Here is a 17,853-nt window from a genome sequence, read left to right on the forward strand (position 1 = left end):
ATAAGAAAGTACTTTTGAATCATTATTAACCACAAATCTACACAAGCTCATGAGAACCAGTAAAATACCTTCATCTTCAGCCTTCATATACGATCATTCATTACAAATTTATATTCCTAAATGTTAGAAAAAGGAAAAACCGCACTACAGCTTTATAAAAAATGAATTCAGTTTAAGAAAAATGATCAACTACCATCGGGATAGATGTAGTCTATGGTATTGGTTTATAATCTATATAATGATAAAAACTTTATTCAAATAAAAAAATAATGAACTAGGGGGTGATTATGATTAATACGTCATAATAAATAGACACAACCATTTTAATTAGTAACCAAATTAAAACTTATGAATACTCGAAAAACCAGAAGTAACAAAACGAAAATTATGATTCCCCGACCCCAATGTCTTTTTTGGACATAAAAGATTTTTCTGATAAAAATCTTAAACTAATTTTTCTAAACACACAATCTTAATTAAAAATCAACTCATGAAATCAAGGAAGAGCATATTCCTCCTTATTCCTTTTTTGTTGTTTTCGATATTCGTTAACGCACAAAATCAGAATGACCGAGAGAATATTAAAAAGCAGACCAACTTACAAGCCTTACAAAGGATTGTTGACAGGTCTAATAATGTAAATAATGCCAATAGGGCCAAAATTGCAAATCAAAAAGTTCCTCTTACTAAGACTACCGCAGATGGTCGATTAGGAGTTTTTTATTCTTTTAATGAAAAAGGCGAAGCCATTTATGCATATGATGATAATGTTGATGCAGCTGCTTCGGGACGTACAAATAAAATTTGGACAGGAGGTTCATCTGGACTCAATCTTACTGGTGCCGGCATCGAAATAGGTGTCTGGGAAAGTGGTTATGCCAGACCGACTCATCAGGAATTTGGAGGCAGAGCCTCTAATGGAGGTGATGGTGGGTCAGTTACCAGTCATGGAACACATACAGGAGGCACATTAATTGCCAGCGGTACCGATCCGGCAGCCAGAGGAATGGCTTCTGGAGCAACTATAAAAAATTACACAGCATCTGGAATGGTAACAGAAGCGGCTTCATTTGCTGCTGCCGGAGGAATTTTGGCTAATAACTCTAATACCCCAAGTGGCTCGGCAGGTGTTTATGATGCTACAGCCCGCGATATGGATGAAGTTACTCATAATGCTCCATTTTACCTGCATTGTAAATCTGCAGGAAATAGTGGAAATACTTATGGAGTAGTAAAAACAAACCAGCTTGCAAAGAATTTACTGGTTGTCGGAAACTGTAATGATGTACTAAACTATACCGGGCCTTCTTCGGTAAGTATGTCTTCATCTAGTTCTTACGGCCCTTCTGATGATTGGAGAATTAAACCAGATATTACTAATAATGGTACTACGGTATATTCTTCTGATAGTGCCAATGATACAGATTACGGTACTAAGAGTGGTACTTCGATGTCTACTCCAGCCACAGCAGGCACTATTGCTTTGCTACAAGAGCACTATAAAAATATTAACGGAGTGTATATGAGGGCTGCTACAGCTAAAGGATTGATTATTGATACTGCAGATGAAATGGGGGCCAATGATGGTCCTGATTTTGCAAGTGGATGGGGACTGGTAAATGCAGAAAGAGCCGCCCAGGTAATCACTAATAATGGTAACACATCTATTATGGATGAGTTAACCTTAAATAACGGAAGTACATATACCAGAACTATTATTTCTAATGGATCAACCCCGTTAGCCTTGACTATCGTATGGAATGATCCTGCAGGAGCAATAGGTTCTGGGAATACACCTGTATTGGTAAATGACCTAGATGTTCGTGTGACTGGTAATAATGCTACCTATTCTCCCTGGGTAATGGTACCTAACGGAAGTTTTAATAACTATACCGATCCTGCTCAAAAAGGTGATAATTTTAGAGATAATGTCGAAAAGATAGATGCTGTTTTAGCAGCTGGTACCTATACAGTTACAGTTACTCACAAAGGAACTCTAACTAATGGCTCTCAGGATTTTTCATTGATTGTTAACGGAGTTGTGGTAAGCGCAGATACGCAGGCTCCAAGTGCTCCTGCAAATTTAGCAGCTTCTACTATTGGAGCTACAACAGTTGACTTATCCTGGACTGCTTCTACAGATAATATAGGAGTTACCGAATATGAGATTTTTCAGGGAGGTAATAGTATAGGAACATCTACAACTACTAGTTTTAATGTTACGGGTCTTACGGCTTCAACAACGTATAGTTTTACGGTAAAAGCTAAAGATGCAGCGGGTAATGTATCAGGCAGTAGTAATGTTGCTAATGTTACTACTACAGCTACTCCGGCTTGTGCTGGGATTAACAGTTTTCCATACGGCGAGAGTTTCGAATCTGATTTAGGAGTTTGGACCAATGCCACAGGTGATGATATCGATTGGACGCGAGACTCAGGAGGAACTCCATCTAATGGTACAGGTCCTGCAAGCGGTCAAGACGGTTCATTCTATCTGTATACTGAAGCTTCAACCAATGTTACTCCTGCAGGTAGCCCCAATAAAGTAGCTATACTAAACAGTCCATGTATAGATCTGACAGGAGTTCCTAATGGATCATTAGAATTTGGATATCATATGCAGGGAACTGCTATGGGTAATATGGAAGTTCTGGCAAGTACCGATGATGGAGTTACGTACACTTCGATATGGTCGAGGAATGGTAGCCAGGGAGATGTTTGGAACCAAGCTACTGTATCTCTTGCCACATATTCTGGATCTGTAATCAAGTTACAATTTAAGGCAACTACAGGATCAGGATGGAGTAGTGATATAGCGATCGATAATGTGAAGATTATTTCTACAACACCAGATACGCAGGCTCCAAGTGCTCCGGCAAATTTAACAGCTTCTACTATTGGAGCTACAACAGTTGATTTATCCTGGACCGCTTCTACAGATAATATAGGAGTTACCGAATATGAGATTTTTCAGGGAGGTAATAGTATCGGAACATCAACAACTACTAGTTTTAATGTTACAGGCCTTACGGCTTCAACAACGTATAGTTTCACCATAAAAGCTAAAGATGCAGCGGGTAATGTATCAGGTAGTAGTAATGTTGCTAATGTTACTACTACAGCTACTCCGGCCTGTGCTGGGATTAACAGTTTTCCATATGGCGAGAGTTTCGAATCTGATTTAGGAGTTTGGACCAATGCCACAGGTGATGATATCGATTGGACTCGAGACTCAGGAGGAACCCCATCTAATGGTACAGGTCCTGCGAGTGGTCAAGATGGTTCATTCTACCTGTATACTGAAGCTTCAACCAATGTTACTCCTGCAGGTAGCCCCAATAAAGTAGCTATACTAAACAGTCCATGTATAGATCTGACAGGAGTTACAAATACTTCATTGGAGTTTGGATATCATATGCAGGGAACTGCTATGGGTAATATGGAAGTTCTGGCAAGTACCGATGATGGAGTTACGTACACTTCGATATGGTCGAGGAATGGTAGCCAGGGAGATGTTTGGAACCAAGCTACTGTATCTCTTGGCACATATTCTGGATCTATAATCAAGTTACAATTTAAGGCAACTACAGGATCGGGATGGAGTAGTGATATAGCGATCGATAATATAAAAATTATTTCTACAACACCTGATACGCAGGCTCCAAGTGCTCCTGCAAATTTAGCAGCTTCTACTATTGGAGCTACAACAGTTGACTTATCCTGGACTGCTTCTACAGATAATATAGGAGTTACCGAATATGAGATTTTTCAGGGAGGTAATAGTATCGGAACATCTACAACTACTAGTTTTAATGTTACGGGTCTTACGGCTTCAACAGCGTATAGTTTTACGGTAAAGGCTAAAGATGCAGCAGGTAATGTATCAGGTAGTAGTAATGTTGCTAATGTTACTACCACAGCTACTCCGGCCTGTGCTGGGATTAACAGTTTTCCATACGGCGAGAGTTTCGAATCTGATTTAGGAGTTTGGACCAATGCCACAGGTGATGATATCGATTGGACTCGAGACTCAGGAGGAACCCCATCTAATGGTACAGGTCCTGCAAGCGGTCAAGACGGTTCATTTTATCTGTATACCGAAGCTTCAACTAATGTTACTCCTGCAGGTAGCCCTAATAAAGTAGCTTTACTAAACAGTCCATGTATAGACCTGACAGGAGTTCCTAATGGATCATTAGAATTTGGATATCATATGCAGGGAACTGCTATGGGCAATATGGAAGTTTTGGCAAGTACCGATGATGGAGTTACGTATACTTCGATATGGTCGAAGAATGGTAGTCAGGGAGATGCTTGGAACCAAGCTACTGTATCTCTTGCCACATATTCTGGATCTGTAATCAAGTTACAATTTAAAGCAACTACAGGATCGGGATGGAGTAGTGATATAGCAATAGATAATGTGAAGATCATATCTATTGTTCCTGATACACAAGCACCAACAGTGCCAGCAAATTTAACAGCCTCTAATATTGCAAATACATCGGTAGATCTTAGTTGGGATGCTTCTACAGATAATACAGGAGTTACTGGGTATGATGTATATCAGGATGGAGCAAGTATTGGTTCTTCAACTAGTACTACTTATAGTGTTAATGGTCTTATAGCGAACACTACTTATAGTTTTACGGTACGAGCCAAAGATGCTGCAGGTAATGTATCTGGCAATAGTACGGCAGCTAATGTTACCACAACAAATGTTGTTCAATATACCTTAACTACAAATACGACAGGACAAGGAACCGTAAGTGGTGCGGGAACCTACAACACAGGAACCTCGGTTACTGTTACAGCTACTGCTGCATCGGGATGGGATTTTAGTGGATGGTCAGGTGATGTATCAGGCAATACCAACCCGACATCGGTCACAATGAACGCAGACAAAACTGTAACGGCAACTTTTATCGAAACACCAGTAATTAGTACTTCAACAGAAAAGTATCGATTAACCTGGAGAGATAATACATCTACGACTATGGTTATAGGTTGGAATCAGGTGCGAGGAACGAATCCAGTTGTGCATTATGGTACTACAGATTTTGGAAGTAATGCTGCGTCATATCCATTTAGTAAAACTGTAGATAGAACAGTTTCTAGTAAAGGAATGAATAATAATTATGCAAGATTAACGGGGCTTCAGGCAGATACTGCTTATTATTTTGTGATCAAGGATAGTGAAGGAGTTTCTAAAAGATTTTGGTTTAAAACTGCGCCTAGTGATCCTAATACTCGATTATCAATTATTGCCGGAGGAGACTCCCGAAACAATCGTACTCCACGACAAAATGCTAATAGACTTGTTGCCAAGATCAGACCGCACGCTGTGCTATTTGGAGGAGATATGACAAGTTCATCGTCTAGTTCTCAATGGCAAAACTGGTTTGATGACTGGCAATTAACTATTGGTTCTGATGGAAGAATTATTCCGGTTGTAGCGGCACGAGGTAATCATGAAAGTTCTAATGATATTAGAGATCTTTTTGATATCCCTACTGCTGCAGGAGGAGAATATTATGCATTGAGTTTTGGAGGCAATTTGATAAGAACGTATACCTTAAATACAGAAGTAACACCAGCAGGTACACAGGGAACCTGGTTGGCTAATGATTTAGCATCTAATTCTGCCAATCATACCTGGGCTGTAGCTCAATACCATAGAGCAACCAGACCTCATGAACCTGGTAAATCAGAACAGAATGATCAGTATGAAGCATGGTCTAAACCTTTTTATACCCATGCCGTACAATTGGTCATGGAGAGTGATTCTCATGTGGTGAAACGCACCTGGCCAATCAAACCTTCTACAGGTTCTGGAAGTGATGAAGGATTTGTAAGGGTGGATACCGATCCAAAGAGAGCGATCTATGTTGGTGAAGGATGTTGGGGAGCTCCCTTACGTAATGCTTCAGATACCAAAAACTGGACAAGAGCAGCAGGGTCTTTTAACCAGTTTAAGTGGTTATGGATAGATAAAAACAAGATAGAACTTAGAACTATTAAAGTAGATAATGCGAGTAGTGTAGGGCAGTTAAGTGATAACAATTTATTTGTTTTACCTACCAATATCGATGTTTGGAACCCTGCAGGAGGTAGTCTTGTGACTATTGACAATCCACATACTATCGCGGCTGTGGCTCAAAGAAATGACATTTCATTAGCAGATGAAAACAGTTTTGTAGAGAAAAAACTGGAAATTCATCCAAATCCGATAGAATCTGGTGTATTACACATCAAATATCCTAATTATGCTAAGGCCAACAGGTCTGAAGCTATTATCAGAGATATGTTCGGAAGAGTGGTTGATAAAGTGTACTTTACATCAGAAACAACAACCTATGCTATTGATAAATTAAATGCTGGAGTATATTTCATTGTTATTAAAACAAGAAAAGGAGAGGAAAGTAAGAAGTTTATTAAAAGATAAAATATCTTTCTTACTAGTAGTAAACTGCCTGAACATACGTTCAGGCAGTTTTTTTATGAAGTATAATGATGAAATGAATTATGCAGTCTGAGGGGTTTTTCTAAAAGAAAATTTCTTTAAATAACGTAAATTAGGACGATCTGCAATCATCACAAACAAAGGGATTAAACCATGAGGTAACCTAATCAACATTTCCCAGGTCCATTGACTAAATGAGTTCCATAAGAAAGCAATGTGAAAATGACCAACCAGTCGGGCTATAGCAGTTAACCCTCCCCATACAAAAGCATATACTAAGGCAGCATACGATATTCTGGGAATAAAAATAGCAATGGCAACTACAAAATCAAGGATACCTGCAATTTTTAGCATAGCATGTGCACTGGGTTCACTAATTGGTAAAGTATTAAGTGTCATGTCGATAAAACTGCCAGGTCTGGGATAATATCCAATAGCATATAAGCCATGACAACTAAATGTAAGAGCAATAGCAATTAGGGCAATTAAGCGTACCTTTTTAAATTCGATAGAAGTAAATAATACCATATAAAGAAGTACCGGAGTCATAAATTGAATTGTGTATTCAAAAAATTGTCCTACATGTAAAAACTTTTCTTTACAATACAAAAGTGCTAAAATAAAAAGGCCTATACTTCCACCAAGTAGAAAGAATTTACCTGTTTTTTTCATACTTGGTTTTATCATTAAAGTAATGATAGCACAAATGAGATAAAAGATACCAATTACTTTTATAGAAAAAGAAATAGAATTAGCAGCAGATAGGCTAGTTACATAATCGTTCCAGGTGATACTGAAAATAGTTTCAACGCTACCTTTTAAAATACTTTCATCCCATAAAAAGGTTCGATAAGGAGCATCCCACACAAGGTGTTGGTAGGCTCTACCTAAAAAAATAAGAAAAGTAGAGAGCTTTAAAATAGTAATTAATCTATGGCGTAAATCAGAAGATTGTGTCATGAGTTTTGTGTGATGGTTAATACTTTAAAAATATCGATTTATTCTGGTTTAAACCACTCATTAGTCAATAAATTAATTGATAAATATCATATTCCTGATTGATGGATATAGCACATAAAATACTAGCAAGCTTATACTTTTGAACACATAAAATTATAAACTCAACTTATTATGAAATCAAATCTTTTTAAGTATTTATTTACTTTGGTTTTAATCTATGGATTAACGTCTTGTGAGAATGAAAAAACAGCATTATCGACTTATAAAATTAAAAGAATTCTTTAATGATGATACAACTATGAATAACTGAATTAAATTATCGAGAAAAGATCATAGCAATATAGTAGGAACATCTATAGAATCTTTGGTTAGAGTTTTGCATGATTTTAAAGAAGAAGGAGTAATTGAAATCAAAGAGAATGCAATGATTATTAAAGATATGGAAAAATTGATCGGTATAACTAATGTAATATAATTCTGGTTAATTTCATAGTGTATACACTTTTCATGTTTTCCCAAACATAACTTAGCGGTATAATCGTCTAACTAACTTCCCTATACTTAATCCCTGGATGATTATAGAAAATAATACAACCACATATGTTATATATAGAATTATTTCTGAAGAAGGGTTATCTGCCAAACTTAATGCCAGAGCAATAGAAATCCCTCCTCTTAAGCCTCCCCAGGTTAATATAGTTACCGTTTTTATAGGGCTATTTTCTGAATGTTTGAGTAAAGAGTAGGGAATAAATACAGAAATGAATCGCGAAATTAATACAATCAAGATTGCTATACTTCCTAGAATAAGATGACTCAGGTCAAATTTTAATAAATGAATAGCTAATCCGATAAGTACAAATAAAATACCATTAAAAACATCATCAAGTACTTCCCAAATATCATTGAGCATTTTTCTGGTCGCTCCTTTGTTTGTAGCAATATTTAGTTTGTTACCGATCATCATTCCTGCAACTACCATAGCTAATGGGCCCGAGACATGAATAAGGGATGCAAATGCGTAACCACCCATTACAATTGCCAGGCTAATCATTACTGCCAATTGAGGATTGTCTTTTACAGATTTGATAGATTGATATCCAATATACCCAAGTACTCCTCCATACATTATTCCACCAATAGCTTCTTCAAGAAAGAGTTTACCTATTTCAGAGGTTATAGAACCTTCTATAGGATGTTCTCCCATCCCTTCTAGAATCAATATTGCTGAGAAAACAACTACTCCAATACCATCATTAAAAAGAGATTCTCCTTCAATTTTGATACCCAGACTTTTAGCAATATTAGCTTTTTTAAGAATCGCCATTACTGCAATTGGATCTGTTGGAGAAATCAATGCACCAAATAGTAAAGCATGTAGAAAAGGAAGTTTAAGACCCATTAGTTGTGCGGCTATAAAGGTTAATCCACCCACAATACCAGTAGAAATTAATACGCCAAGTGTTGCAAATAAAAGGATGGGCCATTTTTCTTTTGCTAATTCGTCAATGTTTACATGTAATGCCCCTGCAAAAAGAAGAAAGCTTAAAATTCCATCCAGTAGTAAAGATCTGAAATCAGAATTAGTAACAATATCACAAAAAAACTGATAGAACTCTGGGATAATACTTTTGCTAATGGTTATGATTAGAATCGTAGCCAAACTCATCAGCATCAAACCAATTGTAGTAGGTAGTTTAAGCCACTTATAATTCACAAAGTTGAAGAAAGCGGCTATAGCAAAAATGATGCTGAAAGATTGTAACATGTTTTCTAGGGTTTTATATTAATATATTTTTGAAGCCATGATCGATTATTTTTTTGCATTAACATTTGTTATTAAATTGGTCTTGCCTAATTTTTACTGCTCTAAATGAATATACGATTAGTGCAATCAGACCTAACAAAGCACTGATAATGCCTGCTATAGTAATGTATATGGCAGAGTCAAAACGGGTTTCTACACTTCTATATATCCCAGAAACTAATGCAGAAATAACAAAACTGGCCACTGCGACATACAAGAAAACCATAGCACTGTTTAATAATTTAAGCTGTTTAAGTTTACGTGTAATGAGGGCTTCTTTGATCGTTACTTCTACAATTAAGGTTTTAATCTCGGTACTAAGATTAACTAATAGATTAGAAGTAGATAGTATCAAAAGCCCAATACCTGGTATTATAGTAGCCGGGATATACCAATGTTCCATAGTGTTTAATTTTTATATGCCGCAAATGCTTCTTCAAAAAAGGCAATAACTGTAGCTTTATCTACTCCTGAAATGGGTAAAACTGCACCTTTAAATCCTTCATTATACCATTTCCCTGTTGTTAATAGCTTAAAATCAGAAGTATTTAGACCATCATGGCCTTGATATCCACTGATGTAGAAATAATAATCATTACACATCGTATCAGGAATAGCAAGTCCCAGACCTATGGCGAGCCCAGATTCGTCCTCTAATGAGGCAAAAGCACCTGTATCAAAATGGTGAGGCCATATTCTAATTTCAGAACTTAATTGATGGTTTTGTAAAAATTCTTGAATAGCCAACTTAGATAATTTTCTATATGCTATCAATTGTGATAATCTGTTTGTATCTTTCGATGTATAGATATAACTATCTGTTATTGTATAGGGTAATTCGTAATGTAGAGTATAGGTATAAGGTGCATTGAGATTACTATCTTTTACCATACGTTTTATCCATTGCAATACTTCTGCATGCGAGGTACCATTTAATTGCAATGTTTTTATTGTATTATGACTGGTCCACTCTAATGCGAAGAGATGGTAATTAAGAGAAAGCAAGTCTCCGGATGAATTAAAAGGTCTGGTGTATAAAGTTCCTTTCTCTATAGAAAACCCCAGATTAGTATGGCTATCATCACCTTTTTTTTCTAGAAAGCTAATTCCTGCAGCTGCCAGGTATTGCGCTGCTAAATGCATTTGAGTAGTCATATTTTGTTGGTTTATTAGTTCGTCTTTATTAGATAAATTTCTTTTTATTGTTTTAAACTAATTTCTACATAACACCGGCATAATTAATACCTGTTAATCGGTATATATCATGATCAAAAGTTGAAAGATCATCATGATTAAATTTTGAAATATCATCATATCCACAAGCTCTTGCAATGACCTTTATAAGGCCATTGGTGGCATCAAAATAATTATGTAGTTGTTTGGCAGAAGATTCTATAATCATTCTACTTCTTAAAGATTCTTTTTGTGTAGCAATCCCTACCGGGCAATTATTACTTCCGCAAGCACGCATTCCCAGGCACCCAATTGCCTGCAAAGCAGAGTTAGATACAGCAACAGCATCTGCTCCTAGCATCATTGCTTTTGCAAAATCTTCTGCAATACGAAGCCCTCCGGTAATGATCAGGGTTACACCATTTGCGCCCACTTTGTCCAGGTATTTTCGTGCTCTTGCAAGTGCAGGTATGGTTGGTACATTAATATTATCACGCAAAATAGTAGGAGCAGAACCTGTTCCTCCGCCACGCCCATCTAGAATTATATAATCTACGCCTACATCTAGTGCAAACTGAATATCTTTTTCGATATGACTGGCTGCAATCTTAAAACCAATTGGGATCCCCCCCGTTCGTTCACGTACCTGATCTGCAAAATTTTTGAAATCTTGTACACCATGAAAATCTGGAAAAGTAGCTGGTGAAATTGCAGTTTGTCCTTCTTGTAACCCTCGAACTTCTGCAATCTCTTTACTAACTTTATCCCCAGGAAGATGCCCTCCGGTTCCTGTTTTTGCACCTTGGCCTCCTTTAAAATGAAAGGCCTGTACTTTATCTAGTTTATCCCAAGAGAATCCAAATTGTGCAGAAGCTAATTCATAAAAATATTTGGTGTTACTTTCTTGTTCCTGCGGTAACATTCCACCTTCTCCCGAGCAAATACCAGTTCCTGCCATTTCTGCCCCACGTGATAATGCTATTTTTGCCTCTCTTGAAAGTGCTCCAAAACTCATATCACTTACAAACAAAGGGATATCAATAGATAAGGGTTTGTTGGCATTGGGGCCGATAATTACTTTGGTGACTACTTCTTCGTGGTCCAGTAGAGGTCTTTTGGCTAGCTGAGCCGGTAAAAATTGGATATCATTCCATTTTGGTAACGTATTTCGATCTACTCCCATAGATGCAGAAAATCCATGATGCCCCAGGTTTTTTAAACCGTTTTTGGCCAATTCTTTGATATAACCTGTATAGGGTTCGGTTTCTTCGGGATGAGTATCTGCATAGGCACCAAGATATTCTTCACGGTTAAATGGTTGTGGGTGATCTGCGATATAAGAGTTGATCTCAATTTCATCTACATATACGTTATCTCCTTCAATTTTTGTGCTAAATTTATGTAAGACTTCATTATTGTTATACTCAGAAACACCAGTGTCATAACGATAATCCCAACCGTGTACCCCACAAATGAGGTTATGCCCATCGATATGACCATCTGCCATAAGTGCTCCTCTATGTAAACATCTTCCATATAATACAGAAATTTCATCGTCATATTTTACAATGACCAAATCTAATCCATTTACCAAGGCATGCGCAGGTTCTTTATTCTCTAAATTACTAAGTTGTGCTATTAAGATTGGTTGTTTCATCTATTTTTTTATTAGTTTAAGTAGAATTTATTTTGATCTCGATTAGAATAAATATTGTATTTGGTCTCAAAACTTTAGCAAGACTTTCATTTGTTCATAATAATGATCTTTATTTTTTAGATAAAACTAATTAATAATCAATTTGTTATAGGTATTGTTATTTGTGAAAATAAATTGTAGTATAAAGGTAAATAGGCCGCCTTGGTTTATACTATTATAATCTGTGTAGGTAATACAATAGAGTATCCTTCTGGTTTATTAAATAGGTTATTAGTTAGTGGTATTAAAAATACTCAATTCTAACCATACTACCTATCAATTAGTTTTTAAAAAATACTTTAATTGTATTTTTTATTCGTTGATTATCAGTGATATATGTTACTTGTGAAATGAGGGAAAATAGATTTTTGTATTGTGTAGTGGTTCGTTTAGAATGATTTTAATCTCTTTTCAAGATTAAGAATTTGTTATTAATGATCTTTACTTTGGAAATATTTTTAATCTGAATTTTACAATTAATCAAAATTATGGTAAATATTTCTTAAACTTCATGATTTTACAAATAGTAAAATATTGTTCAATTTTGAGCTTTAATATTTACTAATTGTAAAAATTTGGAAAAATCTAAATTATCTAACCTAAAATTTATCTTACATGCTTGTATTGCCTCTTTTGGAGCGTATTTCTGTATGTATGCATTTAGAAAACCGTTTAGTGTTGCAACTTTTGAGGGCTTTTCTGTTTTCAATATAGATTACAAAATCATATTGATCATAGCTCAGATATTAGGGTATACTTTGTCTAAATTTTTGGGGATTAAAGTAATATCTGAATTAAAATCAGGGAAACGAATACATTATTTGATAGGGTTGATTTTATTAGCAGAATTGGCATTACTGTTTTTTGCCGTACTTCCGCAACCATTTAATGCAATTGCTTTGTTTTTTAATGGATTACCATTAGGAATGATTTGGGGTATCGTCTTTTCATATTTAGAGGGGCGAAAATTTACAGAAATACTTGGGGTAGCACTATGCTCAAGTTTTATTGTATCCAGCGGAATTGTAAAATCTGTTGGTTTATATCTTATGAATACCTGGGGGATATCTCAGTTTTGGATGCCGGCAACTACAGGGGCATTATTTATAATCCCGTTAGTATTTTTTGCATGGTTGTTAGAAAAGTTACCTGAAGCAACCGAAGAAGATAAGCTAATGCGTTCTGCTCGCAGGCCAATGTCTTCAATAGATAGAAAAAAACTGCTTCACTCCTTTCTTGTACCAATTATAGGAATTGTAGTGTTTTATACAATCTTAACTGCATTCAGGGATTTTAGAGATAATTTCGCCCGCGAACTTTGGGATAGTATTGGTTATCGGGGAGATATATCGGTGTATACTACTTCAGAAATCATCATTGCGGTAGTCGTACTACTGATTTTGGGAAGCACATTCTATATCAAAAATAACGCAAAAGCATTATATATCTACCATCTTTTGATTTTAACAGGTATCCTGTGTATTGGGATTTCTACACTTCTATTTCAGTTAGAAATATTAAACCCTTTTATCTGGATGGTGATTTGTGGTTTTGGACTTTACATCTGCTACGTTCCTTTTAATTGTTTGTTTTTTGATCGATTTATAGCAACCTTCAAAATAAATGGCAATGCTGGATTCTTAATCTATATAGCAGATTCTTTTGGATATTTAGGAAGCATAACGGCTTTACTTTATAAAAATTTTGGACAAGCGAATTTAACCTGGCTAGATTTTTTTGTATATGGTGCATACGGGATCACTCTGCTTGGGATATGCATTATACTGGGATCTTTGTTGTACTTCAAAAAATCATATCAAACGCAATTAAAAACGATACAAACAGAATTACATTATGAAAAAATATGACCTCATTGTTGTAGGAGGTGGAGTGCTAGGTACGTTTCATGCATATCATGCATTACAAAATGGATTACAAGTAGCTTTACTAGAAAAAAATAAAAGACCACAAGGAGCTACAACTCAAAATTTTGGACAAGTAGTTCCATCTGGGATGAATACCAAATGGCAAACCTATGGTAGAGAAAGTTTAAAAATCTACAAAGAGATTCAGCAACAATTTGATATTACCCTTAGAGAAAATGGATCTGTATATCTAGCTTCAAATCAAGAAGAAGTGCAGCTTATCGAAGAGCTTCATCAAATTAACAAGAACAACCAATATGCTTCGGTATTATTAACAAAGGAAGCGTGTATAAAAAAATATCCGGGATTACGATCGGATTATATAGAAGCAGGATTATTCTTTCCAGAGGAAGTTACAGTAGAGTCCAGAGAGATGATTCATCGATTACAAGATTTTATGATAAAACATATGGATTTAGCTTATTTTACTAATCAAAATGTGATCTCTTGTGAAGAAGCAAATACAACAGTAAAAATTACCTCTTCTTCAGAAGAAGTTTTTGAAGCAGAAAAAGTGATCATCTGTAATGGGAACGAGTTTAAAAACTTATACCCAAAGCTTTTTAATGAAAGCGACCTCGAGGTAACAAAATTACAAATGCTTCAAACTAAATCTCAATCGGGATATCAATTACCAGGAAATATTCTAACAGGATGGTCGATACGTCGTTATGAAGCATTTACAGAGTGTGCTTCCTTTTCAGGAATTAAATCAAAAGAAGACCCAAATTCGCTTCAGAAAAAATGGGGAGTACATATTTTGTTTAAACAGGCACCAGACGGTTCTGTAATTATCGGAGATTCTCATGAATATGCTGATGCAAAACATATAGAAGATTTGGGATATGATTTGGATATGGATATAGATAATTTCATGATTTCCGAAGCGAAAAAAATCATTGATTTACCGACTTATGATATTCAACATCGATGGTATGGGATGTATTCTCAGTGTAAAACAAAGGATGTGTTTCAGGAAACGATAGGTAATAATATTCATATCATAACTGGGATCGGAGGAAAAGGAATGACAGGAAGTGCAGGCTTTGCAAAAGATAATATTACAAGAATTTTTAATATATAAATATGAATAAAAAAATTGAACTGGCTGTTTTCGATATGGCAGGAACTACAGTAAATGAAGATAATATAGTCTATAAAACCGTACAGCAAGTTATTAATGATGAGGGGTATGATGTTAGTCTGGATGATGTACTTGAATATGGAGCAGGTAAAGAAAAACATCAGGCGATACAAGATATTTTGACTAGTGTTACTTCCTGTGAAGATGTAAAAAGTACTGCAAAAAGAGCATTTTCTAATTTCAAACCTATTTTAAAAAAACGATATGCAGCGTTAGAAGTTGTAGCTTTCGAAAGAGTTGAAGAGTTATTTGATGTATTGAAAAATAACGGGATAAATGTAGTGCTTAATACAGGATACGATTCAAAGACAGCAAATCAGCTTATTACAAAATTAGGTTGGAAAAAAGGAGAACATTTTGATGCGTTACTCACAGCAGATGATGTAACTAATGGCAGACCACACAAAGAAATGATTTGTAAAGCAATGCAAATGTTTGGTATTACAGATGCTTCTAAAGTATTAAAAGCAGGAGATTCTGCAATAGATATCGAAGAAGGTAAAAATGCAGATTGCGGAATTACAGTTGGTGTTTTAACCGGAGCGCAAAATAGAGAACAACTAGAAAATGCAAAACCAGATTTTATTGTAAATGAGTTAATAGAGTTGATCAATATTATATTTTATTAGATTAACACTTTAATTGTTTGTTTCTGAAAACCGCCTTTTGGCGGTTTTTTAGTATTGATTAGAAAATGCAAAAGTTAACTAATAGTAAAATTTGTTTTATAAAAACAAAATGCTTGTATTAATTTAATTATCAAATGATTAAATAATTATTTAGATGAATTTTAATTTTAATATTTGTATAATTTTGATTAAAAATTTTACCAATATTAAAAAATCAACTTATGAAAACAAAGCTCTTTTTAAAACTTATTTTTCTTGTTTTCCTGATATCTATAGCGGGATGTGAAGAAAATCTACCAACCTATCCTAATAATACATCAAAACAAACATCGACACATAAAAAAGTACTACTCGTGGGGATCGATGGATTACAATTTGAAAGGATTGCTGCCCTCAATACTCCAAACCTGGATAAGCTACATATTTCGAAAGCTTATACTGGTGGAATTAAAGGGAATTTGAGCCATCAAGCAACATCAAGTGGCCCCGGATGGACATCAATTTTAACAGGAGTCTGGAAAGATAAACACGGTGTGCCTAATAATAGCTCGGGAACCTATAAATCTAAAGCTAAAAGTATATATAGACTTATCAAAGAAAATAAAAACAATACATCAATAGCAAGTATTGCAACCTGGAGCCCTATTCACGAATTCTTACAGAATGATATGTCTTTGGTTGATTATCAAAATGAAGGAGGTAGTGATGCTAATTCAACTAATCTGGGAGTACATCAAATATCAAATAGTAATCATGATTTGGTATTTATTCATTTAGATAATGTTGATATCGTAGGGCATGCATCTGGGTTTGGTAGTGCATATGACAATGCAATTATTGCTGCCGATCAGCAATTGGGCCAGTTAATGGATGCTATTACACAACGCTTAGCAACCAAGAACGAAGATTGGTTGATTATGGTTACCACAGATCACGGCAGAAATTCAAACGGAGGATATAGTCACGGAGGAACTACAGAATCGGAAAAAACAATATTTATCGGGATGAACAAACCCGGAAACCAGGAATTTAAATCTAAAATATCAAACCTTCCAAATACCGATTTTGATGGCTTGTATGGATATCCTGCACAGACATCTATCGTACCTACGATATTAAGGCATATGGAAATCAATATTGAAACCAATTGGCAACTAAGTTCAGCTCCATTAATAGGTGCAGATGGGCCAAGAAAATTGCTGTTTGTTAATAACAATCAAAATGAATTGTTCTGGGTATCTAATAGTGAGAGTAATGCAGAGATCTACAAAAACAATCAATTAGTTACTACAGTGCCTGCTTCTCAAGGGAATTATCTAGACACAGCAACAAATGATGGAAAAACAACATACACTATTAGAATCGAAGAATCTACCGCATCGATAGAATCAAGGAATCAGAATTTAAAAATTATAGCATGTTTAGATTGGAATGATATGCTAAACAACAGGGCATATTTCTTTAGAAATGATGGGCAATATATACGATATAATAAACTAAAAGATAAAACAGACTCAGGATATCCAAAAGAGACAAATAACAGTTCATGGCCTGGATTAGGTGCTTATAAAGAATTGATCACAGCAGCACTTAAATGGAATAATCATAAAGGATATTTCTTTTTATCAGACGGTAAGTACTTGAGATATGATATGAATGCAGATAAAGTGGATAAGGGATATCCCACTTTGATTAATAATAACAACTGGACAGGACTTGAAGGTTGGAGAGATAAAATTATTGGAGCCGTAAACTGGAATAATAATAAAGCTTATTTTTTCTTAAATGATGGTACTTATATTCGTTATAGTATTACGAATGACAGTGCAGACCCTGGCTATCCCAGATCTATAAATAATAGTAACTGGCCTGGATTAGGAAGTTATGCCACTTCTATCTCATCGGTTATAGATTGGGATTCGAAGTATGTATATTTCTTTTTAACAGATAATACATATATAAAATATGATAAGCAAAAAGATGCTACGGTTTCGGGGTATCCAAAAAATGTAGATGATACTACATGGCCAGGAATTTTAAACTAAAAAAAGATAAA

11 protein-coding genes are annotated in these 17,853 nt (G+C 35.3%); 6 read left to right on the forward strand and 5 right to left on the reverse strand.

Annotation, left to right across the window (positions count from 1 at the left end):
* The first annotated feature begins 490 nt into the window (after window positions 1-490).
* Window positions 491-6,445 carry a fibronectin type III domain-containing protein gene (locus tag ATO12_RS24935; RefSeq protein WP_081802060.1) on the forward strand — a complete coding sequence of 1,985 codons (5,955 nt, stop codon included), beginning with the start codon at window positions 491-493 and terminating at the stop codon, window positions 6,443-6,445.
* 78 nt (window positions 6,446-6,523) lie between these two features.
* On the opposite strand, the gene ATO12_RS12965 is transcribed toward ATO12_RS24935, so the two are convergent.
* Window positions 6,524-7,423 carry a hypothetical protein gene (locus tag ATO12_RS12965; protein ID WP_034242491.1) on the reverse strand — a complete coding sequence of 300 codons (900 nt, stop codon included), beginning with the start codon at window positions 7,421-7,423 and terminating at the stop codon, window positions 6,524-6,526.
* A 310-nt stretch (window positions 7,424-7,733) separates the two neighbouring features.
* Between ATO12_RS12965 and ATO12_RS26670 the strand changes: the two genes are divergently transcribed.
* Window positions 7,734-7,898 (forward strand): helix-turn-helix domain-containing protein, encoded by a 165-nt coding sequence (locus ATO12_RS26670; RefSeq protein ID WP_081802061.1) that lies wholly within the window; start codon window positions 7,734-7,736, stop codon window positions 7,896-7,898.
* 51 nt (window positions 7,899-7,949) lie between these two features.
* On the opposite strand, the gene ATO12_RS12970 is transcribed toward ATO12_RS26670, so the two are convergent.
* The 4 genes from ATO12_RS12970 to ATO12_RS12985 all read right to left on the reverse strand — a co-directional run bounded on the left by ATO12_RS12970 (window position 7,950) and on the right by ATO12_RS12985 (window position 12,060).
* Window positions 7,950-9,191, reverse strand: a complete 1,242-nt coding sequence (locus ATO12_RS12970; protein ID WP_034242492.1) for a cation:proton antiporter — start codon at window positions 9,189-9,191, stop codon at window positions 7,950-7,952.
* A gap of 58 nt (window positions 9,192-9,249) precedes the next feature.
* Window positions 9,250-9,633 carry a DUF2721 domain-containing protein gene (locus ATO12_RS12975; RefSeq protein WP_034242493.1) on the reverse strand — a complete coding sequence of 128 codons (384 nt, stop codon included), beginning with the start codon at window positions 9,631-9,633 and terminating at the stop codon, window positions 9,250-9,252.
* A 5-nt stretch (window positions 9,634-9,638) separates the two neighbouring features.
* Window positions 9,639-10,385, reverse strand: coding sequence for a hypothetical protein (locus tag ATO12_RS12980; RefSeq protein WP_034242494.1), 747 nt, complete (start codon window positions 10,383-10,385; stop codon window positions 9,639-9,641).
* Window positions 10,386-10,449: 64 nt separating this feature from the next.
* Complete coding sequence (locus ATO12_RS12985) at window positions 10,450-12,060, reverse strand: glutamate synthase-related protein (RefSeq protein ID WP_034242495.1); 1,611 nt, start codon at window positions 12,058-12,060, stop codon at window positions 10,450-10,452.
* Window positions 12,061-12,674: 614 nt separating this feature from the next.
* Here ATO12_RS12985 and ATO12_RS12990 point away from each other — a divergent pair.
* The 4 genes from ATO12_RS12990 to ATO12_RS13005 all read left to right on the forward strand — a co-directional run bounded on the left by ATO12_RS12990 (window position 12,675) and on the right by ATO12_RS13005 (window position 17,842).
* On the forward strand, window positions 12,675-13,967 hold the full coding sequence (locus ATO12_RS12990; RefSeq protein ID WP_034242496.1) for a DUF5690 family protein: 1,293 nt from the start codon (window positions 12,675-12,677) through the stop codon (window positions 13,965-13,967).
* Window positions 13,951-15,108, forward strand: coding sequence for a TIGR03364 family FAD-dependent oxidoreductase (locus tag ATO12_RS12995; RefSeq protein ID WP_117590045.1), 1,158 nt, complete (start codon window positions 13,951-13,953; stop codon window positions 15,106-15,108). Before ATO12_RS12990 ends, ATO12_RS12995 begins: the two co-directional genes overlap by 17 nt.
* 2 nt (window positions 15,109-15,110) lie before the next feature.
* Complete coding sequence (locus ATO12_RS13000; protein WP_034242498.1) at window positions 15,111-15,797, forward strand: phosphonatase-like hydrolase; 687 nt, start codon at window positions 15,111-15,113, stop codon at window positions 15,795-15,797.
* Between the two features lie 221 nt (window positions 15,798-16,018).
* Entirely contained in the window at window positions 16,019-17,842 is a 1,824-nt protein-coding gene (locus tag ATO12_RS13005; RefSeq protein WP_051575811.1) for a hemopexin repeat-containing protein, read from the forward strand.
* The last annotated feature ends 11 nt before the right edge of the window (window positions 17,843-17,853 follow it).

The sequence above is a fragment of the Aquimarina atlantica genome, from assembly GCF_000626715.1.
Taxonomy (GTDB): domain Bacteria; phylum Bacteroidota; class Bacteroidia; order Flavobacteriales; family Flavobacteriaceae; genus Aquimarina; species Aquimarina atlantica.

What these genes read in the sequence shown, in the direction of transcription:
- ATO12_RS12970 (WP_034242492.1), bottom strand. Translation starts at nt 9,191, where the DNA reads ATGTTACAATCTTTCAGCATCATTTTTGCTATAGCCGCTTTCTTCAAC.
- ATO12_RS12980 (WP_034242494.1), bottom strand. Translation starts at nt 10,385, where the DNA reads ATGACTACTCAAATGCATTTAGCAGCGCAATACCTGGCAGCTGCAGGA.
- ATO12_RS13000 (WP_034242498.1), top strand. Translation starts at nt 15,111, where the DNA reads ATGAATAAAAAAATTGAACTGGCTGTTTTCGATATGGCAGGAACTACA.
- ATO12_RS12985 (WP_034242495.1), bottom strand. Translation starts at nt 12,060, where the DNA reads ATGAAACAACCAATCTTAATAGCACAACTTAGTAATTTAGAGAATAAA.
- ATO12_RS12975 (WP_034242493.1), bottom strand. Translation starts at nt 9,633, where the DNA reads ATGGAACATTGGTATATCCCGGCTACTATAATACCAGGTATTGGGCTT.
- ATO12_RS12965 (WP_034242491.1), bottom strand. Translation starts at nt 7,423, where the DNA reads ATGACACAATCTTCTGATTTACGCCATAGATTAATTACTATTTTAAAG.
- ATO12_RS13005 (WP_051575811.1), top strand. Translation starts at nt 16,019, where the DNA reads ATGAAAACAAAGCTCTTTTTAAAACTTATTTTTCTTGTTTTCCTGATA.
- ATO12_RS24935 (WP_081802060.1), top strand. Translation starts at nt 491, where the DNA reads ATGAAATCAAGGAAGAGCATATTCCTCCTTATTCCTTTTTTGTTGTTT.